Consider the following 21,695-nt stretch of genomic DNA (forward strand, 5'->3'; position numbering starts at 1 on the left):
GGCGGCTCATTCGCCACGACATCGACACAGAGCGTGCGGAGGCCATCGCCGCCGCACCGCGGTCGCGGAGGTGGCGTCGATCTCCACGCTGTGCTCGAAGGTCGGGAGCGCAGGACCGTCCGGTCGCAACGCGATGTAGGCGAGCACCTGCGCCACGGCGAAGGCGGCCGTCGCGCCGACGGTGGGGGCAGGTCCTGCCCCCGAGGACGACAGCATCTGCGCCGCGAGGTGGGGCCACTCACGGTCGTAGTCGCACCGAGTCAGATCCGCGCATTGCAGGCAACTGGTCCGTCCGGGTTCGACGAACGGTCCCACCACCCCGGTGCCGTCGCGAACCCGTACCGGAAGGTGCGCGATGGCACCGCTCATGAGAACGGCGGTGATCTCGGGACGACACGTCAGGCTGTCGCACAACACCACGCAGTCCACGTCGAGTCGTCGGTTCGGCAACGTGACGTGTCGGCGCAGAACGGTGCAGGTCGGTGAGAGTCCGATCGTGACGGCGTCCGTGAGTGGACCGCGACCGAGGACCAGGACCGACGGAGTGCGACGCCGTTCCGGGCGACGGCGGGTCAACACGCCGAGTCCGTCCAGTTCACCGAGCACGACGGTCAGGTGCGAACCGTCGAGTCCGAGCGCGGCGGCACGCCAGTAAAGATCGGGAAGGCTGCGTCGGCCGTCGATCAGGCGTAGAACCGCGATCATCGACGCGACGTCGACTCCCGGCGGCGGCCTGAGCACGAACCGGCGTTCCGGGGTCCACCCGATCTGCACGGTGCCGTCGCGACGGCGCAGCAGCGCGATCGACGCGTCGAGCACGGGCAGACCACAGGCGGTGGCGCGGGCGGCCACCGCCTGTGGAACGGCGACGTCGTGGAGCGCGGAGGGAATCGTCGGGGACGCGGCGATCTCCGGTACGGCCTTGTCCGACGGAGCGGGTTCCTGCGACCGAGGGCTCATGGCTCACACGGTGGCACGAGCGCTACCCGAAGACCGCGGCGGCGACGGCGTTCATCCACAGGCTGCCGAGGCTCCCACCTGCACCGTCGGAGCGGAGCGTCGACGAATTCCCAGGTCGGCGAATCAGGTCGCCGGGGGGCTGTCTCCGTCTCCATCGGCGGCCCGCTTGCGCTCGAACTCCTCGAGCTGAGCGATCGGGTCGTCGAAGTTGCCGACCGTCTCGCCGCCGACGATGCGATCGAGGAACGAGGCGGGATCGTCGAGATCGGACGAGTCGGGGAGCAGATCGGGGTGCGCCCAGACTCCGTCTCGGCTTTGCATGCCGGCGGCGTCGGTCAGCTTCCGCCACAGATCGGCGGCTTCGCGAACCTTGCGCGGACGCAGTTCGAGGCCGACGAGGGTGGCGAACGTCTGCTCGGCGGGACCACCCGACGCGCGTCGGCGACGCATTGTCTCCGACATCGCGGACGCTCCCGGGAGTCGCTCCCCGACGGCGGAGGTCACCACGGTGTCGACCCACCCCTCTACCAGGGCGAGGAGCACCTCGAGGCGTTCGAGGGCGGCCTTCTGCTCCGGCGTCGTCTGCGGCTCGAAGGTGCCCTGCTGGAGGATCTTCTCGAGCTGCGAGGGATCGGTGAGGGCGGACGGGTCCAGACCGCGTGCGGCTTCCTCGATCGCACCGAAGTCCATCCGGATGCCCCGCGCGTACTCCTCGACCGTCGCCAGGACTCGCTGACGCAGCCACGGAACGTGGGAGTAGAGGCGATGGTGTGCGACCTCACGGGCCGCGAGGAACACCAGAACCTCGCGCTCGGGAAGCTCGGTGCCGCTGCTGAACTCGGCGACCGCGGCGGGAAGCAGGGCCGCCGTGTCCGACGGTCCGAGTGGGAGGCCGATGTCCGTGGAGGTGAGTACCTCCTTGGCGAGCTGACCGAGCGCCTGGCCGAGCTGCGACCCGAAGGCCATACCGCCCATCTGCCCGAGCATGCCGATCATGGGACCGACCATCTGCTGCGCTTCCGGGGGCAGCGCGGAGGTCCACATCCCGGAGATCTGCTCCGCGACCGGATCGCAGAGTCGCTTCCAGGTGTCGAGGGTGTTGTCCAGCCACTCGTGCGGGGTCCAGGCCTGGGTACGCACGGCACCGGCGGGCAGGATCGTCGCCTCGTCGAGCCATTGTTCGGCGAGGTGTGCCGCGTCGGCGACGGCCGATTTCGAACCGTCGCGAATCGGCTCGCTCGATCCGATCTGCTGCAGCGCCAGCTTCTTGGCGATGTCGTAGTTGACGGGACCGGCGGACGACGAGGACCCCATACCGCTCAGCATCTGGCCGAACTGGGTGAACATCTGTCCCAGTGCTGCGGGGTCGAACCCCTCGCCGCCGAAGCCGAAGCCGCCCGGTCCACCCCCCTGGCCACCCCCGGACGGCTTGTCGCGGTCCGGGTCGTCGTCGGAATTCGAGAATCCGAAGGGGCTGTTAGTCATGCCTCAACGGTACAAGGCCGACGGCCGCTCGTCGGCGTTCGGAGACCGTGCCGAGGGCGAACATCGGCCGAAGCCACCGCGCGGCGGCGCTCCGGCCGATCATCATTACTGTGGTGACGTGAATCGAAGGATCGCGACTCTGCTGGTCGCCTTGTTGCCGGTGGTCGTGCTCGGAGTACTCGGATCCGCGGTCACCGTTCCGTTCGCGGCGCTGGGACCCGGCCCGACTTTCGACACGCTCGGTGAGGTCGACGGCGAACCCGTCGTCGACATCCAGGGCGCAGAGACCGATCCGACCCGCGGGAATCTGAACATGACCACCGTCGCGGTCCGGGACGGTCTCACCGTGTTCGAGGCGCTGGGTCTGTGGCTGAGCGGTCGGCAAGGTCTGGTCCCTCGCGACGAGATATACCCGCCGGACCGCACGCGCGAGGAGGTCGAGAGCGCGAATCAGGCGGATTTCGCGCAGTCCGAGAACAGCGCCGAGCTCGCCGCGTTGCGGTATCTGGACCTGCCGGTGCTGCTGTCGATCGACGACATCGGCGACGACAGCCCGGCCGCGGGAATCCTGGAAGCGGGTGACGAGCTCGTCGCGGTCGACGATGTGTCCGTCTCCACCGTCGCGTCCGTGCAGGAGGCGGTCGGTGCTCGCGGCCCCGGATCGACGGTGACGATCGACGTCATCCGGGACGGCACGCCCGTCACCGAGGAGGTCACCCTCGCGCCGCGACCCGACGACGCCGAACGCGGATACCTGGGGATCACCCCGGTCGAGACTCCGGATGTTCCGTTCACGGTCGACTTCAACCTCGCCGATGTCGGCGGCCCGTCCGCCGGTCTGATGTTCTCCCTCGCGGTGATCGACAAGTTGAGCCCGGGCGAATTGACGGGAGGCACGTTCGTGGCGGGGACCGGAACCATCGATCCCGACGGCAACGTGGGGCCGATCGGGGGAATCCCGTACAAGCTCATCGCTGCGCGGGAGGCGGGGGCGACCACGTTCCTCGTGCCGAGCGACAACTGCGCGGAAGCGGCGGCTCGGACTCCGGACGGACTTCGGCTGGTGCGGGTGGAGCAGCTGTCGGGTGCGATCGACGCGCTGGAGTCCCTGAACGCCGGAGGCGAGGCTCCGAGTTGCTGAACGCCGGAGGCGAGGCTCCGAGTTGCTGAACGTGCGGACCCGGTGACGTGAAATAGTTTCGATTGCAACGATGTTCTCCCACCGACCGGCCGTCATCGTACGGCCGGCGCCGTCCGAAGGTCGCGACGGCGACACGATTCCCGATCGAGAGGTCCACCGTGCACCTGGGCGTAGACAGTTTCGTCTCCTCCGTGACAGATCCGACCGACGAACGCGTGATCGCTCCGGAAGAGCGCATGGGTCACCTGCTCGAAGAGATAGCGCTCGCCGACGAGGTCGGGCTCTACTCGTTCGGCATCGGGGAGCATCACCGCAGTGAGTACTACGACTCCGCACCGTCGATCATCCTGGCCGCCGCGGCCGCTCGAACGGAACGCATTCGGCTCGGTAGCGCCGTCAAGGTGCTCAGCGCCGACGACCCGGTGCGGGTGTTCCAGGAGTTCGCCACCTTGGATCTGATCTCGAAGGGCCGGATCGACCTGGTCGTGGGCCGCGGTTCCTTCACCGAATCCTTCCCCCTGTTCGGTCTGGACCTGGCCGACTACGACTCGCTCTTCGCCGAGAAGCTGGACCTTCTCCTGAAGATTCGCGACAACGTCGAGATCACCTGGTCCGGTCGCCACCGGCCGGCGCTGAAGAAGCAGGGCATCTACCCGCGACCGATGCAGGATCCGCTGCCGATCTGGGTCGGAGTCGGTGGAACCCCCGAGTCCTTCGCCCGCGCCGGATTGCTGGGCCTGCCCCTGATGATCGCGATCATCGGCGGCGAACCGCGGCAGTTCGCCCCACTCGTCGACCTGTATCGGCGTGCGGGAGCTCAGGCGGGCCACGCACCCGAAAAGCTGCAGGTGGGTCTGCACGTGTTCGGTTTCGTCGCCGAGACCACGCAGGCCGCAGCCGACACGATCTACCCCGGCTGGAACGAGATGTTCACGAAGATTTCCCGTGAGCGCGGATTCGCCCGGCCGTCGCGTCAACAGTTCGACGCGACCTCGGGGCCGAACGGTGCCTTCTTCATGGGCGACCCGAAGACCGTGGCCGACAAGATCCTTCGCGTCGGCGAGCAGCTGGGCGGGGTGGACCGACTCTCCCTCCAGATGACCAACCCGCGGCTCGCGCACAGCGATCTGCTCCGCGGAATCGAGCTTCTCGGTACCGAGGTCGCGCCGTTGGTGGCGAAGGGCTGACCGCTCGGGGTGACGGCCGGTCTGCGCTGCCGATCAGTCGTCCTCGTCCACCGCGTCCAGGGTCGCGTACAGGGCGGCGACGACGTTCGGCGCGAGGTTCTCGTAGGTCAGCAGCTCGGCCGACTCGTCTCCGAAGCCGTCCTCGTCCTCGTCGGGACGCAGCTGCAGCAGGGCGAGTGAGGGGCCGTCCCGCAACACGGCGACCACGAGCCGGCCGTCACGGCGTTCGGGGTGTTCTTCCGCCGCCAGCCGGGCGGCCTGATCGGCCGCGTCCCGGTCGGCCAGCAGGGGAGTGAGGGCGTTGTCGAGATCGGTCTCCGCGTCGGGCGGCAGGACCACGATCTCCTCCACCAGAGCGCATCCGGCGACCGATGACGGCCAGGTCGTGGTGCCCAGGAACTCGTCGAGGGCGTGCGACCCGCCCGCGACGTCGGCGGGCAGCCGCTCCTGCGCAACCGGGGTCAGATCGGCGCCGTCGAGCAGTTGATCGAGCAGGCTCGGCTCGGCTGCGGCGAGATCCGCCGTCGGAACCAGGGCGAAGAGTTGAGGTCCCTGGTCCCATCCGCCGGCCTCGACGAAGTCGACGACCTCGCGCACGCAGCGGGCGAGAGCGCGTTCGGAGCGGCCGATATCGGCGCCGGGATCGAAGTGGTCGTCGGGTCGAAAGTATTCGCCTGGACTGTCGCTCACGTACCCATCCTTGCACTCGGGGCTAGAGTCGTCCTCGGCGCCACGGTCTGCGGTCCGTGGTGTCGGGAAGTGCCCGTACAGTGGTCCGAAACGGACATTTGAGAAACATGATGCTGCTGTCGTCGCCGTGCTGCCACCGAGACCGTGGTGGTGCGCGAGACGGTCGCACGAGATCCTGGAGTGTGGCTCGTGGGCATGAGGCCCCCAACCGGCTTACCGACTCTCACGAGACGCAGCCGTACATTGCTCATCCTGGCGTCGGTGGTGGCAGCCCTGCTGCTGTTCGGCCCGCGCCTGGTGAATATCTACACCGATTGGCTGTGGTTCGGAGAGGTCGGTTTCCGCAGCGTCTTCACGACCGTGCTGGTGACCCGCCTGATGGTCTTCCTCGCCGTCTCCATTCTGGTCGGCAGCGTCGTGTTCGCCGCGCTGATGTTCGCGTATCGGTCGCGCCCGGTTTTCGTACCGACCGTCGGACCCAACGACCCCATCGCCCGCTACCGCACGACGGTCATGAGCCGCCTTCGGGTGTTCGGTATCGGTGTCCCCGTGGCGATCGGTTTCCTGTCCGGCCTCGTGGCCCAGGCGAACTGGGTGACCGTGCAGCTGTTCCTGAACGGCGGCAGCTTCGGTCAGACCGATCCGCAGTTCGGACTGGACATCGGTTTCTACGCATTCGACCTGCCGTTCTACCGCTCGGTTCTGAACTGGCTCTTCGTCGCCGTCGTCCTGGCGTTCTTCGCCGCGCTCGTCACGCATTACATCTTCGGCGGCCTGCGCCTGAGCGGGCGTGAGGGTGCACTCACCAAGCCGGCGCGCATCCAGTTGGCCGCCCTCGCGGGCACCTTCGTGGTTCTCAAGGCGGTGGCCTACTGGTTCGACCGGTACGAGCTGTTGTGGAGCAGTCGCAAGGAACCGGTCTTCTCCGGCGCCGGCTTCACCGACATCAACTCGGTTCTGCCCGCCAAGTTGATCCTGCTCGCCATCGCCGTCATCTGCGCCGGTGCCTTCTTCGCCGCGATCTTCCTGCGTGATCTTCGGATTCCCGCTCTGGCCACCGCGCTGCTGGTGCTCTCGTCCATTCTGGTCGGCGCCGTCTGGCCCCTCGTCGTCGAGCAGTTCTCGGTTCGACCGAACGCGGCGGACCGCGAGGCGGTGTACATCGAACGGAACATCGCGGCGACGCGAGCCGCGTACGGCATCACCGACGAGACGGTCACCTATCGGAACTACTCGGGCAGCGCGACCCTGCAGCCTCAGCAGGTGGCGGACGAGGAGCAGACGCTGTCGAACATTCGTCTGCTCGATCCGAACGTGCTGTCGCGCACGTTCACGCAGCAGCAGCAGATTCGAAACTTCTACGGGTTCCCCGACACGCTCGCGGTGGACCGCTACGAGGTGGACGGTGAGCTGCGGGACTACGTCGTCGCCGCGCGCGAGATCTCTCCCCAGTCGCTCACCAACAACCAGAACGACTGGATCAACCGCCACACCGTGTTCACGCACGGCAACGGTCTGGTGGCGGCTCCGGCCAACGCCGTCGTCGGCGTCGCCCAGGAGGGCAACACCGACCAGGGTGGTTACCCGAGCTACCAGCTCAACTGGATCGAGAACAACGCCGAGGGAACGATCCGCAACGACGGTCCCGCGAACCTCGACCAGCCGCGTATCTACTACGGCCCGGTGATCGCGAACTCCAACGCGGACTACGCGATCGTCGGATCGGCGGGCGAGCCGCGCGAATACGACAGCGACTCGAGCAGCTACTCCTACACCGGCGACGGCGGAGTGCCCATCGGCAACTGGTTCAACCGCGGCGTCTTCGCGGCCAGCTACGCCGAACGGAACCTGCTGTTCTCGGGCGTCATCGGGTCCGAGTCGAAGATCATCTTCAACCGCGATCCCCGTGACCGTGTCGAGAAGACGGCGCCGTGGCTGACGCTCGACGGTGCCACCTATCCGGCCATGGTCGACGGTCGCATCGTGTGGATCATGGACGGCTACACCACGCTGGATCAGTACCCGTACTCCCAGCAGACCTCCCTCGAAGAGGCCACGGAGGACAGCCTCGACTCGACGACCGTCCGGGCGCTGCCCAGCCGGCAGGTCGGCTACATCCGGAACTCGGTGAAGGCGACCGTCGATGCCTACGACGGCACGGTTCGCCTCTATCAGGAGGACGAGAACGATCCCGTTCTCGATGCCTGGATGTCCACCTTCCCCGGAACGGTGGAGCCCAAGTCTGCGGTGACGGACGAATTGCGCAGCCACTTCCGGTACCCGGAAGACCTGTTCAAGGTCCAGCGAGAACTGTTGACGCGGTACCACGTCGACGAGCCTCGTGAGTTCTTCACCAACAACGCGTTCTGGGAGGTCCCGAGCGATCCGACGGTGGAGGGGACGAACGTCGCCAGTCAGCCGCCGTACTACGTGGTGACCCGCGATCCGTCCGGCAGCTCGGAGGACGCGACCTTCCAGCTCACCAGTGCGCTCACCGGTTTCCGGCGAGAGGTGCTGGGTGCGTATGTGAGTGTCGATTCGTCACCGGAGCGATACGGCCAGTTCACGGTGCTCCAGCTGCCCACCGATACGTCGGTGCAGGGTCCGAACCAGGTACAGAACCAGATGACGACCACCACCCTGGTGTCGGAGAACCTGGGCATCGTGCGTCGTGAGAACACCGTGACGTTCGGCAACCTGCTGACCCTGCCCATCGGTGAGGACGGGTTGTTGTACGTCGAGCCGGTGTACGCCTCGCGCAGCAACGATCCCGCCGCTTACCCGCAGTTGATCCGCGTGCTGGTGAGTTACGACGGTCGCGTCGGGTACGCGCCCACGCTCGCCGGTGCGCTCGAGCAGGTGTTCGGGCGTGGATCGGCCGTGGCTGCCGTCGAGCCGGAGGTGGACGGCACCGAGGTCAACGGGGCCACGACCGGAACGGAAGCGGAGACGGAACCGGCGACCCCGGCCGAACCCCAGGCCGCCGCCACTCCGCCCCCGGCCGATCAGGCTGCTGCCGTGCAGAATCTGAATGCCGCACTCGAGGGTGTGCGTGCGGCTCAGAGTTCGGGCGACTTCGCTCAGCTCGGTTCCGCGTTCGCCACGCTGGAGCAGGCGATCGAGGAGTACGAGAACGCCGGCGGCTGATACGCCGGTCGACTCGATCTGTTCGACACGACGAAGCCCCGCATCCGATCGGATGCGGGGCTTCGTCGTGTTCGGGGTGTGCGGTTCGGCTTCTAGCGAGGAAGGCCGGCCACGAATCCCTGGCTCGCGGACACGAAGTCCTGGTATTGCGCTGCCACGCCGTACTGTTCGGCCAACGCCGCACCCTGATCGATGAGGTCCTGTGCGGGTGCAGCCGGTGCAGCCGGTGCGGGCGCCGGTGCCGGAGCAGGCTCGGGCACAGCCGTCGGTGCAGGCGACGCGGTGGTGAGGTACTTGCCGCAGGTCGGCCACGCACCGACGCCCTGAGACGCGAGCACGTTCTCGGCGACGCGAATCTGCTCGGCCTTCGAGGCGTTGGAGGCGATGCCGCTACCGCCGTGCGACGACCAGGTGCTCTGCGAGAACTGGAGTCCGCCGTAGTACCCGTTGCCGGTGTTGATCGACCAGTTGCCACCACTCTCGCACTGTGCGACGCCGTCCCAGTTGTGGGCGGGTGCGGCGCTGGCGGTGGCGGTGCTCAGTCCGAGCGGAATCGCGACGACGGTGCCGGCGACGGCGGCGTAGCCGAGGGCGCGGGCGGTGAAGCTACGTGCTGTGGTCATACGGGTGAATCCTCTCGGCGCTGTCAGGCGCGGCACACAACGACGTGTGGTGTCGATGCGGATGTGCCGGACCTCTGCCCCCGTGTGGTCGGGTCTTCCGATCCCGCGGGGCAGTGAGGTCAGCGGCGGGTCGGCCTGGCCCGGTGTGTGGGCCGGACGCGACGGTAATGGAGCGATCTCGACCGGTCACATCGTCGGATTCGGGCATGTCGCCCGTGATTGATCCCCGCTCTCCCTGCAAAAACCCAGGTCACCGTCGGTCGACACCACCGCGTTGCGGTTTCGTGATGCGCTCGTTATGTGAGGGGCATCATGCTGATTTTGAGACCCCGGTCACGACTCGGGTGGGCGGCTGGTATCGGAAATCCATTGGTCAGCAGGCGATTTGCAAATGCACGATGCCGTCCGGTAACTTCTTGTTCAGCAACACAGCAAAACGAAGTACCGCTTCGAGGCGCACAGCGATTCGAAGCCGACGCGGGGTGGAGCAGCTCGGTAGCTCGCTGGGCTCATAACCCAGAGGTCGCAGGTTCAAATCCTGTCCCCGCTACCACAGTGCACACGGACCGGAATTCCTCACGGAGTTCCGGTCCGTTTGTGTTTGTACACGCGCGCGCGGCCCCTGACGCGGGCGGCGCGGTGGAGTGAGGGGCACCCTCGGTCTGTCTGGCGACGTGAGGGTGCCCCTGACTCATAGCGTCAGTGCGAGATGTCGGGATCCGCCGACGTCATGCCGGTGCTCGGTGCATCGTTCTCGTCCTTCTCGCCGCCGGTGTCCGTCCGCGATTCGCTGTCACCGTCGTCCGCTTCGCCGAGGTCCACGGTGTCCACTCCCTCGAGCGCGGTGAGCTCGACTTCGGCTTCGGCGATGAAACCCTTGGTCTTCTCTTCGATCTTCTTCACCCAGTCGGACATCGAACTCCTCCTTCTGCTGCGGTGCACGTCGATCGGCATCCGGCACTGCAAGCTTGCCACGAACGACGACAGGCCCGACGCGCGCGCGTCGGGCCTGTCGAGGTGGGACGTCGGTGTCACTTCAGTTCGGCGGACGACTTTCCGAGAACACGTCGCGCGACGATGAGCTGCTGGATTTGCTGCGTGCCCTCGAAGATGTCGAGGATCTTGGTGTCGCGGGCCCACTTCTCGAGCAGAAGGTGCTGCGAGTAGCCGAGAGTGCCGGCGAGCTCCACGGCTTTGAGCGTGATGTCCGAGGCGCTGCGCCCGGCCTTGGCCTTGGACATGGACGCCTGCAGGGAGTTCGGCTCCTTGTTGTCGGCCATCCACGCTGCACGCATCGCGAGCAGGTACGCGGCCTCCCAATCGGCTTCGAGCCGGATGTACTCGGCAGCCGCCGCATGCTGGCCGTAGGTGGTGGCGTCGTAGTCGATTTCGACACCGGCGTCGGTGAGGATGGTCCGCAGTTCCTCGAGGGCGGCGCGGGCGACACCGATCGCCATCCCGGCCACGAGGGGGCGCGTGTTGTCGAACGTCTGCATGACGCCCGCGAACCCCTTCTCGTTGTTGACCTCTTCCGAGCCGAGCAGGTTGTCGCGGGGGATGCGGCAGTTGTCGAGCAGCAGGGCGGCGGTGTCGGACGCCTTGATCCCCAGCTTGTGCTCGAGTCGAGCCACGCTGAGTCCCGGTGCGTCCCGCGGCACGACGAACGACTTGATGGCGGCACGGCCCGCGCTCTTGTCGACGGTGGCCCACACCACGATATGTGTGGAGCGCTCGCCGGCGGTGACGTAGATCTTCTCGCCGTTGAGCACCCACTCGTCACCGTCGAGAACGGCCGTGGTGCTGACCGCAGCCGAGTCGGAACCGAAGCTGGGCTCGGTGATGGCCATCGAGGCCCAGACCTTGCCGAAGCGCTCGAGCTGCTCGTCGGTCGCCACCGCGGCGATGGCCGAATTGCCGAGGCCCTGGTACGGAATGGACAGCGTCAGTCCGACGTCGCCCCAGCAGGTCTCCATGACGTTGACCAACGCGGACATGTTGCCGCCGTTGGCGTTCGTGGTCTTGCCGGACTTGGCGGGGTCGGTCTTGCCTTCGCGTCCACCCTTGGCGCCGCCGACGTCGTTGCCCGCGTCGGTCATTCCCTCCACCATGGCGGCCATGGTGTCGAGCTCCACGGGGTAGGAGTGCTCGGCGAGGTCGTACTTGCGCGAGATGGGACGAAGGATCTCGGCTGCGACCTGGTGTGCCTGGTTGGCCGACGCCCTGAGCTTGCGAGGAAGTTCGAGATTGATCATGAGTGTGTTCCTTTGTGGCAGAGGGGAAGTCGATCAGATCAGGACGATGCCTTCGGCGACGCCGATGGCGCGCAGATCGCGGTACCAGCGCTCGACCGGGTGTTCCTTGGTGAAGCCGTGGCCGCCGAGGAGTTGCACCCCGTCCAGACCGATCTGCATCCCCTTGTCGCCGGCGAGGCGACGCGCGAGCGATGCTTCGCGGGCGAACGACAGACCCTGCTCGGCTCGTGAGGCGCCGCGCTGGACGACCAGGCGCAGTCCGTCGAGCTCGATGGCGATGTTGGCGACCATGAAGGCCACCGACTGCCGGTGGCTGATCGGCTCGCCGAACGCCGTGCGGTCGTTGACGTAGGGGACGACGTAATCGAGAACGGCCTTGGACGTCCCGGCGGCCATCGATGCCCAGCCGAGGCGGGCGAGCCGGATCGCGTCGGCGTAATCGGCGGCGTGAGAGTCGGCATCGCCGTCACCGAGGAGATTGCCCTCCGGCACCGCGACGTCGTCGAGATGCAGTCGGCCCAGCCCGGCGGCACGCAGTCCCATGCTGGGGTCGGCTTCGATGCTCAGCCCCGCGGAGTCCGATTCGACCAGGAACAGGGCCGGCTTGCCGTCGAGTTCGGCGGCGACGACGAACAGTTCGCTCGACGCGGCGGCCGGAACCATCGACTTGACGCCGGTGATCTTGTAGCCGCTGGGGGAGCGGACCGCCTTGGTGCTCAACGCGAACGGGTCGAAGAGCGCCCGTGGTTCGGTGACCACCAGCGCGGCACCGGGAACCTTCTCGCCGGAGAATGCGGGTAGATACGTCTTCTGCTGTGCATCCGTCCCGAACTGGGTCAGTGCGACCGCGACGCCACTGGGCGCCAGGATCGGCAGAGCCAGTCCCATGTCGCCGTAGGCGAGGGCCTCGGCGACGAGAGCGTTGGTGACCGCTCCACGTTCGCTCGCCGCGCCGTCGAGGTTCTCGGGCACGTTGATCAGGGTGATACCGAGTTCCGCGGCCCGCGACACCAGGTCGTCGGGCGACGCCGCAGCCTCGTCCGCGTCGTGCGCGGCCGGCCGCATGATCTCCTCCGCGAACTCGAAGACGGTCTCGACGATCATCTTCTGTTCGTCGTCCGGCGTCAGGTCGAAGTAGTCGGAGTTCTTGACCGACGATTCGGGGAGCCGCGTCGGCGCGCCGCCGCCCGCCACCTTGGAGAACGTGCGGGTCGCTGCACCCAGAGTCCGGAATCCGGTTTTCGTGCCCTCGTAGGTCACGCGGTCGATCGTCTGACGCAGCTTGTACTTCTCGGCCAGTTCGGAGCCGGTCAGCTTGGTGAGGATCCGCATGGTCGTGCCGATGGCGTCGCGCCGGATCGGGTTGAGGCCGACTGCGGACGTGTCACGCACCGGACGCCGCGCGGCGTCGGACGTCGCTGTAGTAGGAGCGCTGTCGTTCTTCGTCATGATCACCAGCTGTTTCTCGGTGTTCGGTCGGGGACTCCGCCTATCTTACTGAGCGGTAAGTTCGGTGTCCACCGTGTGGTGAGGGCGCGTCGTCGGCGCCCGGACCTGCTCAATCGGTGGAACGAAGCCGTCCGACGACCCGATCGTGCAGCAGTGCGTTGGTCGCGACGGCACTTCCGCCGTGGGGTCCGGCGGCACCGTCGAGCGAGGAGAACCGCCCGCCCGCCTCCCGGACGAGAATGTCGAGCGGCGCCAGATCCCACAGAGACACCTCGGGCTCGACCGCGACGTCGACGGCTCCCTCGGCGACCAGACAGTAGGAGAGGAAGTCGCCGTACCCGCGGATGCGCCACACCTCGTCCGTCAGGGCGACGAAGCGGTCCCGACGGCCGATCTCGCGCCAACCGCTCAGGCTGGAGAAGCCGAGACTCGCCGCCGACAGGTCCCCGACCGACGACACCTGCGATCGGCGCGGTTCCGCGTCGCCGAACCGGGTGTGGGCGCCGAGACCGGACGCGGCCCACCATCGACGGGACAGGGCAGGTGCGCTGACGACACCCACGACGGGAGTTCCGTCGACGAGGAGTGCGATCAGCGTGGCCCAGATGGGGACCCCTCGTACGAAGCTCTTGGTGCCGTCGATGGGATCGAGCACCCACTGACGACCGGACAGGATCGCGTCGCCGCCGAACTCCTCGCCGAGGATCGCGTCGTCGGGGCGCTCGGTACCCAGCATCCGACGGATCTCGGTCTCGACGGCCAGATCGGCGTCCGAGACGGGCGTCAGGTCGGGCTTGTCGTCGACACGGAGGTCGACGGCCTGGAAACGAGCCGAGGTGATGGAGTCGGCGCGATCGGCCAGGCGCAGGGCGAGCGCGAGATCGTCGGCGACGGAGCGGGCACGGTCTGTCGGGTCGCGGTCGGTCACCGCGAGGACGTTACCGATCGAGCCCGGGCCGCCCGCGCCGCCGTTCGGGTGAACGCCGTGGCACCGGTAACCTGAAGCGCGTGCATCCTGACGTTTCTGCCGACATCGCCGAACTGAACACCACCCTGGGAACCGTCGAGTCGGTGCTCGACGTGGAAGAACTGCGTCGACGCATCGACGAACTCGAGCACCAGGCCGCGGACCCCGAGCTGTGGAACGACCAGGAGCACGCGCAGCAGGTCACCAGCGTTCTGTCGCATTCGCAGGCGGAGCTGCGGCGCGTCGAAGCGCTGCGACAGCGCCTCGACGATCTGCCCGTGCTCTACGAGCTGGCCGAGGCGGAGGAGGGCGACGCCGCCGCGGAGGCCCACGCCGAAGCCGACGCCGAGCGCACCTCGCTCCACACCGACATCGAGTTGCTCGAGGTGCGGACCCTGCTGTCCGGGGAGTACGACAAGCGGGACGCCCTGGTCAACATCCGGTCCGGCGCAGGCGGTATCGACGCCGCGGACTGGGCCGAGATGTTGATGCGGATGTACATCCGCTGGGCCGAGAAGCACGGCTACGGCGTCGAGGTCTACGACACCTCGTACGCGGAGGAGGCCGGCATCAAGAGCGCCACCTTCGCGGTCAAGGCGCCGTACAGCTACGGCACCCTGTCCATCGAGCAGGGCACGCACCGCCTGGTCCGTATCAGTCCGTTCGACAACCAGGGGCGACGCCAGACGTCGTTCGCCGAGGTCGAGGTGCTGCCCGTCGTGGAGACGACCGACCACATCGAGATCCCCGAAGGTGACATCCGGGTGGACGTCTATCGGTCGTCGGGTCCGGGTGGTCAGTCCGTCAACACCACCGACTCGGCCGTCCGTCTGACCCACGTCCCCACCGGCATCGTCGTGACCTGTCAGAACGAGAAGTCGCAGCTGCAGAACAAGATCTCGGCGATGCGCGTGCTCCAGGCGAAGCTGCTCGAGGTCAAGCGCAAGGAGGAACGCGCCGAGATGGACGCCCTGAAGGGCGACGGCGGCAGCTCGTGGGGCAATCAGATGCGTTCCTACGTGCTGCACCCGTACCAGATGGTGAAGGATCTGCGCACGGAGTACGAGGTGAACAACCCCTCGGCCGTCCTCGACGGTGACATCGACGGGTTCATCGAATCGGGCATCCGCTGGCGCATGCGCACGGACGAGTCCTGACCGTGCCGAGCTTCCTCACGCCGCCTCCGGATCTCAACTTCTGGTTGGCGAACAATTTTCTCGAGATCATCCTGTGGATTCTGGGTGGCATGCTGGCCGCCCGCGGGGTCAACTGGCTCGGGACCAAGATCACCGGTCGAATCGACCGCGCCTACCAGCAGACCGACGCGTTGATCCGCACGGAAGCCGAGAAGCACCGCCACTCGCTGGCCCAGGTCATCACCTGGGTCGTGATCGCGCTGATCTACGTCCTGGTCGCGATCCGCGTGCTCCAGCGACTCGGCTTTCCGATCACCAGCCTGGTGGCACCCGCCACCGTGCTGGGCGCGGCTCTCGGTTTCGGGGCGCAGCGCATCGTGCAGGACATCCTGTCGGGATTCTTCATCATCACCGAGCGCCAGTACGGCTACGGCGACGTGGTGCAGTTGGCGATTCTCGGCACGCCCGGTGGCGACGCCGAGGGGACCGTCGAGGACGTCACGTTGCGAGTCACCCGGATCCGCTCCGCGGAGGGCGAGGTCATCACCGTTCCGAACGGGCAGATCGTCAAGGCCGTCAACCTGTCGAAGGACTGGGCTCGCGCGGTCATCGACGTGCCGGTACCGCCGTCCGCCGATCTACCGCGAGTCACCGAACTGTTGAAGTCGGTCGGCAAGGAGGCGCACACCGATCGGCACCTCACCGAGTTGCTGCTCGACGAGCCGACGGTGATGGGCGTGGAGAGCATCGAGGTGGATCAGGTGAACCTGCGCATCGTCGCGCGCACCCTGCCCGGCAAACAGTTCGAGGTGGGGCGTGAACTGCGTGCCCGCATCGCCCTCGTTCTGCGTCGAGACGGCATCACCGTCTCGCCCGAACTCTCGGCCGACGAGGCCACGGGGGTCGAACGATGACCCGGCCCGACGCCGGCGGCGCCGACGCCACCGGCACCGACGCCACCGGCACCGACGCCACCGAGCCCGCCGAGAACGAGAAGAAGTCGCGGTTCGCCTGGGTGTCGAAGATCCCGCCGTACCTACCGGGCGGCCTGAGGACCACGACGGTCGGTCTGATCGTCCTGTTCTTCGCGGTGCTCGTGTTGTGGAACGGGGTGCGGTACGACCCGACGTTGAACGAGAACTCCCCGCTGTACGTGCCGCCGACGACGGAAGAGGTCGAGCCCGAGCCGCAACCGACGGTCGAACCCGAACCGACGGTCACCGGTACGCCGACTCCGACGTCGTCACCCACCGGCGCAACCACCGTGCCGAACACGCCGACCCAACAGGTGCCGGAGACGACGGACACCGCCACGACGGCGCCGGGCACCACGGAGTCCACCCAGCGGCCTCCGGGTATTCAGCTCCCGGCCATCCCGGGACTGCCGTTACCGCCGGCGAGCGGTAATCAGTAGTCGCGCCCCGCGGGCGAGTCGGTGCTCGAGACGGCCGGGGCGACGCGGCTACACTGGCGTCCCGTGATCAGCGTCGAGAACGTGTCGAAGTCCTACAAGTCCTCCACACGCCCTGCCCTGGACAAGGTCTCGGTCGAGGTGGACAAGGGAGAGTTCGTCTTTCTCATCGGACCGTCGGGTTCCGGCAAGTCCACGTTCATGCGATTGCTGCTCCGCGAGGAGGTCCCCACCTCGGGTGACATCACGGTGGCGTCGTTCCACGTGAACAAGATCGCCGGTCGTAAGGTCCCCAAGCTGAGGCAGAGCATGGGGTGCGTGTTCCAGGATTTCCGTCTGCTGCAGAACAAGTCGGTGTCGCAGAACGTCGCGTTCGCGCTCGAGGTCATCGGAAAACCGCGATCGATGATCGAGCGCACGGTTCCCGAGGTGCTCGAACTGGTCGGGCTGTCCGGCAAGGCCGATCGGCTCCCCACCGAGTTGTCCGGAGGAGAGCAGCAGCGCGTCGCGATCGCGCGTGCGTTCGTCAATCGCCCGCTGGTTCTTCTCGCGGACGAACCGACCGGCAACCTGGACCCGGACACGAGCCAGGACATCATGTTGTTGCTCGAGCGCATCAACCGCACGGGAACCACGATTCTCATGGCCACCCACGACAACCACATCGTCGACTCCATGCGTCGACGAGTCGTGGAGCTGGACAACGGACGTGTGGTTCGCGACGAGGCCCGAGGGGTCTACGGCGTCGGGCGGTAGTTCCCCGACGTTCCCGCCCCTCGCCCGATCGACGAAAGTATCTCGCCATGCGTGCAAGTTTTCTCTTCGGTGAAGTCCTCACCGGTCTCCGTCGCAACATCACCATGACCATCGCGATGGTCCTCACGACCGCGATCTCCCTGGGTCTCTTCGGCGGCGGTCTGCTGGTCGTGCAGATGGCGGGGAAGACGGAGCAGATCTTCCTCGATCGGGTCGAGGTGCAGATCTTCCTCACGGACGACATCTCCGGTTCCGACCCGGGATGTACCTCCGACACGTGTGCGGCGTTGCGCACCGATCTCGAAGCCACACCGTCGGTCACCTCCGTGCAGTACCTGAACCGCGACGACGCCGTGGCCGACGCGACGGACCGAGTGTTTCGCGACCAGCCCGAATTGGCGTCGCTGGTGAGCCCGGAGAGCTTCCCGGCATCGTTCAAGGTTCGACTCGACGATCCGGAACGATTCGGCGTCATCGACGATCAGTTCGGCGCTCGGCCGGGGGTGCAGAGCGTGCTCAACCAGCGCGAGCTCGTCGACCGCCTGTTCAGCGTGCTCGCCGGAGTGCGCAACGCGGCGTTCGCGATCGCCGTGGTGCAGGCCGTCGCCGCCGTTCTCCTCATCGCCAACATGGTCCAGATCGCCGCCTTCACCCGACGGACCGAGGTCGGAATCATGCGACTGGTCGGCGCGACCCGCTGGTACACGCAACTGCCGTTCCTCCTCGAGGCGGTGGTGGCTTCGCTCGTCGGGGCCGTGCTGGCCATCGCGGGCCTGTTCACGGCGAAGACGGCGTTCATCGATTCCGTGCTCGACGACCTCTATCAGGCGAACATCCTGGCCCGGATCACATCGAGCGACGTGCTCCTGGTGTCGCCGGTGTTGCTGCTGGTCGGTGTGGGAATGGCGGCGGTCACGTCGTACATCACGCTGCGGCTGTACGTACGCCAGTGACGTCGGTCGGCGCACGCGCTCGGGAACAATCGGCTGGACGTGCTCCTTATGATGAGCGAACAGTCGCGACGAACGGGTCCGTCGCGATCGAGCCATCGACAACCGAGTCACCGACAATCGCGAACGGAGTTCCGCTGTGAAGGAGAAGGGTCGCAAGGCCATTGCGACCAACCGCAAGGCGCGACACAACTACAGCATCCTCGACGTCTACGAGGCGGGGGTGGCGCTGGTCGGCACCGAGGTCAAGAGCCTGCGCGACGGCAAGGCATCCCTGTCCGACGCGTTCGCCACCGTCGACGACGGCGAGGTGTGGCTGCGTGGCCTGCACATCCCCGAGTACATGGCGGGCAGTTGGACCAACCATTCACCGCGGCGCAACCGCAAGCTTCTCCTGCACAAGCGGGAGATCGAGGTTCTCATCGGCAAGACCCGCGAGGGCAACATGACGCTGGTCCCGCTCTCGATGTACTTCAACGAGGGCAAGGTCAAGGTCGAATTGGCCTTGGCCAAGGGTAAGCAGGACTACGACAAGCGGCAGGATCTGGCCCGACGCACCGCCGAGCGCGAGGTGACTCGCGAGCTCGGACGGCGCATCAAGGGCATGAGGTGACTGCCGCCCGGAGCGACCGCTGATCTCCGTCGCCCTCGCGCTCGTGGCCGCCGTCGGCTACGGCGTGAGCGATTTCGTCGGGGGAGTCGCCTCTCGCCGTGTGGCCGCCCTCAGGGTTGTCATCGTCTCCTACCCGATATCGCTGCTGATGGTGCTGGCCGTCGCACCGCTCGTCGGCGGTTCCGCCACCGCCACATCCCTGTTCTGGGGAGCGATGTCGGGAGTCGCCGGCGGTCTGGCGGTGTGGTGGTTCTACGTCGCGTTGGCCGAGGGTCCGATGGCAGTGGTCTCGCCGATCACGGCGGTGCTGGTGGCCGGGATTCCGGTGGTCGTCGGAGTGACCGGCGGCGAGCGACCGTCGCTGCTCGCCTACGTGGGTATCGCAGGTGCCCTCGTCGCGGTGGTTCTGGTGAGCCGGGAGTCTCCCGACGACACGGCCGGTGAGGTGGCCGGTGGGCGCACGTTGACCTTCACCCCGCGCGTCGCGGCCCTGACCGTCGCCTCCGGAGTGGCCTTCGCCGCGACCTTCGTCTTCCTGGACCTGGCGGGCGGCGACGACGTCGGGCTGTGGCCGCTGGTCGCCAGCCGCGCGTCCGCCACGGTGGTGATGTGGACGGTCGCGCTGATCACGGCCTCCTTCCTGGTGCCCCCACGGTCGGTGGTGATGCTGGCGGTATGGGTGGCGGTGCTGGACGTGGTGGCCAACGCGGCGTTGCTCTACGCCTTCCAGGGCGGGCTGTTGTCCCTGGTCAGCGTCATCACGGCGCTGTACCCGGCGGCGACGGTCCTGCTCGCGATGGTGATGTTGGGAGAGCGGGTGGGGCCGATGCAACGCGTCGGGATGGCGCTGGCTCTGGCCTCGGTCGCCCTCATCGCGACGTCCGGCTGAGTCGATCGGCACTCGAGTCCGGGCTCTGCTACGAATGATCGACATGGACAACCCCACAGGCGCCCGCGTCCTCGTCACCGGCGCCACCGGATACATCGGTGGCCGACTGGCCCCTCGACTGCACGAAGCGGGGTACCGCGTGCGGGTGTTGGCGCGGTCGCCGCAGAAGTTGCGTGACGTGCCGTGGGCCCCCGACGTGGAGGTCGTCCGCGGTGACCTCGGTGATCGGGAGTCGCTGAACGAGGCGTTCCGCGACGTCGACGTCGTGTACTACCTGGTGCACTCGATGGGTGGAGACGATCACTTCGCCGAAACCGAGCGCACCAGCGCCGAGAACGTCGCCGAGGCCGCGAAGGCCGCCGGTGTTCGCCGCATCGTCTACCTGGGCGGACTCCACCCCGTCAGCGGTGAGTTGTCCCCGCACCTGCACTCCCGCGCGGAGGTCGGCCGAATCCTGATCGAATCCGGTGTGCAGACCGTCGTGCTCCAGGCCGGCGTGGTCATCGGCTCCGGGTCGGCGTCGTTCGAGATGATCCGTCACCTCACCAACCGGCTGCCGGTGATGACCACTCCGAAGTGGGTGCACAACCAGATTCAACCCATTGCGGTGCGCGACGTCCTGCACTATCTGATCGAGTCGGCCGACGCCCACTTCGACACCTCGCGGACGTGGGACATCGGTGGACCCGACGTCATGCAGTACGGCGAGATGATGAACACGTACGCAGCCGTGGCCGGACTTCGCAAGCGCAGGATGCTGGTTCTGCCGGTACTGACGCCGCGGCTCGCCGGGCACTGGATCGGTCTCGTCACCCCCATCCCTCGCGGCCTGGCGATGCCGCTCATCGAATCGTTGCAGTACGACGCCATCGGTCACGAGAACGACATCGATTCCGTCATCTCTCCGCCCGAGGGCGGACTGACCAGTTACGCGGAGTCGGTCCGACTCGCGCTGCGTCGGATCGAGAACGGTGAGGTCGAGACGTCGTGGTCGAATGCGACGGACGCCGGCGCGCCGTCGGATCCACTTCCGTCCGATCCGGACTGGGCCGGCGAGGTGGTCTACGTCGACGAGCGCGCGCAGGACTGCAATGCGCGCCCCGAACAACTGTGGGACGTCGTCGAGGGCATCGGCGGCGAGAACGGGTGGTACTCGTTCCCGGCCGCCTGGGTGATTCGCGGCTGGATGGACAAGGTCGTCGGGGGAGTGGGACTCAAGCGCGGTCGCCGCGACCCGCGCCGACTGGTCAACGGCGAAGCCCTCGATTGGTGGCGTGTGGAAGAGATCGAGCGTGGTTCGCTGCTCCGACTACGTGCGGAGATGAAGGCCCCCGGTGGGGCCTGGCTGGAACTACGCGTACTGCCGCGCGACGGCGGAACCAAGTCGCGATACGAACAGCGCGCCATCTTCTTTCCGCGGGGCCTGGGCGGGCGTCTCTACTGGTTCGCCATCATGCCGTTCCACGGCGTCATCTTCCGAGGCATGCTCGAGAACATCACGACCAAGGCCGAGCGACAGGCCGTCGACGATCGGGATGAAACTACGGTCGGATGAGGTTAGACTGAACAGCCGCCGCCGGTAACGCGGCGGATCACCATCGCCCGTTGCGGGCGAGAAAGGGGCTGAACGGTTTCGACTGTGTGCGTCGAGTCAGGGGAAGCGTGCCGGTGCAGGCGAGAGACCACCGTAAGCGTCATCGCAAAAATATAAGCGCCGATTCCAATCAGCGCGACTACGCACTCGCTGCCTAAGTAGCGACTGCGTGTCTGTCAGTCCGGTTTCGCCCTCGGGCCGGGTACTGGCATCAGCTAGAGGGCTTACCTATTCACTCGGCTACGGAGTGATGTGGAACATCCAACAGTGGCTGGGATCGTCATCCAGGCTTGTTCGCGAGATCTGGAGATCCAAGTAGAGGCATAGCGAACTGCGCACGGAGAAGCCCTGGCAAACCGACACAGGACCCGGGTTCGATTCCCGGCAGCTCCACCGAATCGGGCCGGACACCACCACGGTGTCCGGCCCGATTTCTGTTGTCACC

At 67.0% G+C, this 21,695-nt stretch carries 19 protein-coding genes, 1 tRNA gene and 1 other RNA gene; 13 read left to right on the forward strand and 8 right to left on the reverse strand.

Annotated elements, in window-relative coordinates:
• Positions 1-6 precede the first annotated feature (6 nt).
• Both ACY466_RS09830 and ACY466_RS09835 read right to left on the reverse strand, forming a co-directional pair.
• On the reverse strand, positions 7-960 hold the full coding sequence (locus ACY466_RS09830; protein WP_463252000.1) for a hypothetical protein: 954 nt from the start codon (positions 958-960) through the stop codon (positions 7-9).
• Positions 961-1,083: 123 nt separating this feature from the next.
• On the reverse strand, positions 1,084-2,445 hold the full coding sequence (locus ACY466_RS09835; protein WP_463252001.1) for a zinc-dependent metalloprotease: 1,362 nt from the start codon (positions 2,443-2,445) through the stop codon (positions 1,084-1,086).
• Between the two features lie 118 nt (positions 2,446-2,563).
• Between ACY466_RS09835 and ACY466_RS09840 the strand changes: the two genes are divergently transcribed.
• Both ACY466_RS09840 and ACY466_RS09845 read left to right on the forward strand, forming a co-directional pair.
• Entirely contained in the window at positions 2,564-3,586 is a 1,023-nt protein-coding gene (locus tag ACY466_RS09840) for a YlbL family protein (RefSeq protein ID WP_463252002.1), read from the forward strand.
• 158 nt (positions 3,587-3,744) lie between these two features.
• Positions 3,745-4,773: an LLM class flavin-dependent oxidoreductase gene (locus ACY466_RS09845; RefSeq protein ID WP_463252003.1), complete on the forward strand. Its 1,029-nt coding sequence runs from the start codon at positions 3,745-3,747 to the stop codon at positions 4,771-4,773.
• 33 nt (positions 4,774-4,806) lie between these two features.
• Here the strand turns inward: ACY466_RS09845 and ACY466_RS09850 are convergent, their stop codons facing one another.
• The gene (locus ACY466_RS09850; RefSeq protein WP_463252210.1) at positions 4,807-5,403 is read right to left on the reverse strand and encodes a PPA1309 family protein; all 597 of its coding nucleotides are present in this window, start codon (positions 5,401-5,403) and stop codon (positions 4,807-4,809) included.
• Positions 5,404-5,652: 249 nt separating this feature from the next.
• On the opposite strand from ACY466_RS09850, the gene ACY466_RS09855 reads away from it, so the two are divergent.
• Complete coding sequence (locus tag ACY466_RS09855; RefSeq protein WP_463252004.1) at positions 5,653-8,610, forward strand: UPF0182 family protein; 2,958 nt, start codon at positions 5,653-5,655, stop codon at positions 8,608-8,610.
• A gap of 92 nt (positions 8,611-8,702) precedes the next feature.
• Here the strand turns inward: ACY466_RS09855 and ACY466_RS09860 are convergent, their stop codons facing one another.
• Positions 8,703-9,233 (reverse strand): transglycosylase family protein, encoded by a 531-nt coding sequence (locus ACY466_RS09860; RefSeq protein ID WP_463252005.1) that lies wholly within the window; start codon positions 9,231-9,233, stop codon positions 8,703-8,705.
• Between the two features lie 476 nt (positions 9,234-9,709).
• Between ACY466_RS09860 and ACY466_RS09865 the strand changes: the two genes are divergently transcribed.
• A tRNA-Met gene (locus ACY466_RS09865) sits at positions 9,710-9,786 on the forward strand.
• Between the two features lie 146 nt (positions 9,787-9,932).
• Here the strand turns inward: ACY466_RS09865 and ACY466_RS09870 are convergent.
• The 4 genes from ACY466_RS09870 to hisN all read right to left on the reverse strand — a co-directional run bounded on the left by ACY466_RS09870 (position 9,933) and on the right by hisN (position 13,862).
• Complete coding sequence (locus ACY466_RS09870; protein WP_463252006.1) at positions 9,933-10,148, reverse strand: hypothetical protein; 216 nt, start codon at positions 10,146-10,148, stop codon at positions 9,933-9,935.
• A 116-nt stretch (positions 10,149-10,264) separates the two neighbouring features.
• On the reverse strand, positions 10,265-11,485 hold the full coding sequence (locus ACY466_RS09875) for an acyl-CoA dehydrogenase family protein (protein WP_463252007.1): 1,221 nt from the start codon (positions 11,483-11,485) through the stop codon (positions 10,265-10,267).
• A 33-nt stretch (positions 11,486-11,518) separates the two neighbouring features.
• On the reverse strand, positions 11,519-12,940 hold the full coding sequence (locus ACY466_RS09880; RefSeq protein ID WP_463252008.1) for an acyl-CoA dehydrogenase family protein: 1,422 nt from the start codon (positions 12,938-12,940) through the stop codon (positions 11,519-11,521).
• Between the two features lie 103 nt (positions 12,941-13,043).
• Positions 13,044-13,862, reverse strand: coding sequence for a histidinol-phosphatase (gene hisN / locus ACY466_RS09885; RefSeq protein ID WP_463252009.1), 819 nt, complete (start codon positions 13,860-13,862; stop codon positions 13,044-13,046).
• A gap of 80 nt (positions 13,863-13,942) precedes the next feature.
• Here hisN and prfB point away from each other — a divergent pair, with 80 nt between their 5' ends.
• The 9 genes from prfB to ssrA all read left to right on the forward strand — a co-directional run bounded on the left by prfB (position 13,943) and on the right by ssrA (position 21,646).
• Positions 13,943-15,058, forward strand: a complete 1,116-nt coding sequence (gene prfB / locus ACY466_RS09890; RefSeq protein WP_463252010.1) for a peptide chain release factor 2 — start codon at positions 13,943-13,945, stop codon at positions 15,056-15,058.
• 89 nt (positions 15,059-15,147) lie between these two features.
• Complete coding sequence (locus ACY466_RS09895; RefSeq protein WP_463252211.1) at positions 15,148-15,951, forward strand: mechanosensitive ion channel family protein; 804 nt, start codon at positions 15,148-15,150, stop codon at positions 15,949-15,951.
• Positions 15,948-16,451, forward strand: coding sequence for a hypothetical protein (locus ACY466_RS09900; RefSeq protein WP_463252011.1), 504 nt, complete (start codon positions 15,948-15,950; stop codon positions 16,449-16,451). Before ACY466_RS09895 ends, ACY466_RS09900 begins: the two co-directional genes overlap by 4 nt.
• Before the next feature lie 63 nt (positions 16,452-16,514).
• Positions 16,515-17,204 (forward strand): cell division ATP-binding protein FtsE, encoded by a 690-nt coding sequence (gene ftsE, locus ACY466_RS09905; protein WP_463252012.1) that lies wholly within the window; start codon positions 16,515-16,517, stop codon positions 17,202-17,204.
• Between the two features lie 47 nt (positions 17,205-17,251).
• The gene (ftsX, locus tag ACY466_RS09910; protein ID WP_463252013.1) at positions 17,252-18,157 is read left to right on the forward strand and encodes a permease-like cell division protein FtsX; all 906 of its coding nucleotides are present in this window, start codon (positions 17,252-17,254) and stop codon (positions 18,155-18,157) included.
• Positions 18,158-18,293: 136 nt separating this feature from the next.
• Positions 18,294-18,767 (forward strand): SsrA-binding protein SmpB, encoded by a 474-nt coding sequence (smpB, locus tag ACY466_RS09915; protein ID WP_463252014.1) that lies wholly within the window; start codon positions 18,294-18,296, stop codon positions 18,765-18,767.
• 43 nt (positions 18,768-18,810) lie between these two features.
• On the forward strand, positions 18,811-19,656 hold the full coding sequence (locus tag ACY466_RS09920) for an EamA family transporter (RefSeq protein ID WP_463252015.1): 846 nt from the start codon (positions 18,811-18,813) through the stop codon (positions 19,654-19,656).
• A gap of 43 nt (positions 19,657-19,699) precedes the next feature.
• Positions 19,700-21,211 (forward strand): SDR family oxidoreductase, encoded by a 1,512-nt coding sequence (locus tag ACY466_RS09925; RefSeq protein WP_463252016.1) that lies wholly within the window; start codon positions 19,700-19,702, stop codon positions 21,209-21,211.
• Positions 21,212-21,275: 64 nt separating this feature from the next.
• Positions 21,276-21,646, forward strand: a transfer-messenger RNA (tmRNA) gene (ssrA, locus tag ACY466_RS09930).
• Positions 21,647-21,695 lie beyond the last annotated feature (49 nt).

This window comes from Rhodococcus sp. K11/5 (assembly GCF_055193735.1).

Bases quoted from the DNA above. Each gene is read 5' to 3' on its own strand.
- ACY466_RS09860 (WP_463252005.1), bottom strand. From the start codon at position 9,233: ATGACCACAGCACGTAGCTTCACCGCCCGCGCCCTCGGCTACGCCGCC.
- ACY466_RS09870 (WP_463252006.1), bottom strand. From the start codon at position 10,148: ATGTCCGACTGGGTGAAGAAGATCGAAGAGAAGACCAAGGGTTTCATC.
- ACY466_RS09900 (WP_463252011.1), top strand. From the start codon at position 15,948: ATGACCCGGCCCGACGCCGGCGGCGCCGACGCCACCGGCACCGACGCC.
- ACY466_RS09925 (WP_463252016.1), top strand. From the start codon at position 19,700: ATGGACAACCCCACAGGCGCCCGCGTCCTCGTCACCGGCGCCACCGGA.
- ACY466_RS09875 (WP_463252007.1), bottom strand. From the start codon at position 11,485: ATGATCAATCTCGAACTTCCTCGCAAGCTCAGGGCGTCGGCCAACCAG.
- ACY466_RS09835 (WP_463252001.1), bottom strand. From the start codon at position 2,445: ATGACTAACAGCCCCTTCGGATTCTCGAATTCCGACGACGACCCGGAC.
- ACY466_RS09895 (WP_463252211.1), top strand. From the start codon at position 15,148: ATGCTGGCCGCCCGCGGGGTCAACTGGCTCGGGACCAAGATCACCGGT.
- ftsX (WP_463252013.1), top strand. From the start codon at position 17,252: ATGCGTGCAAGTTTTCTCTTCGGTGAAGTCCTCACCGGTCTCCGTCGC.
- ACY466_RS09830 (WP_463252000.1), bottom strand. From the start codon at position 960: ATGAGCCCTCGGTCGCAGGAACCCGCTCCGTCGGACAAGGCCGTACCG.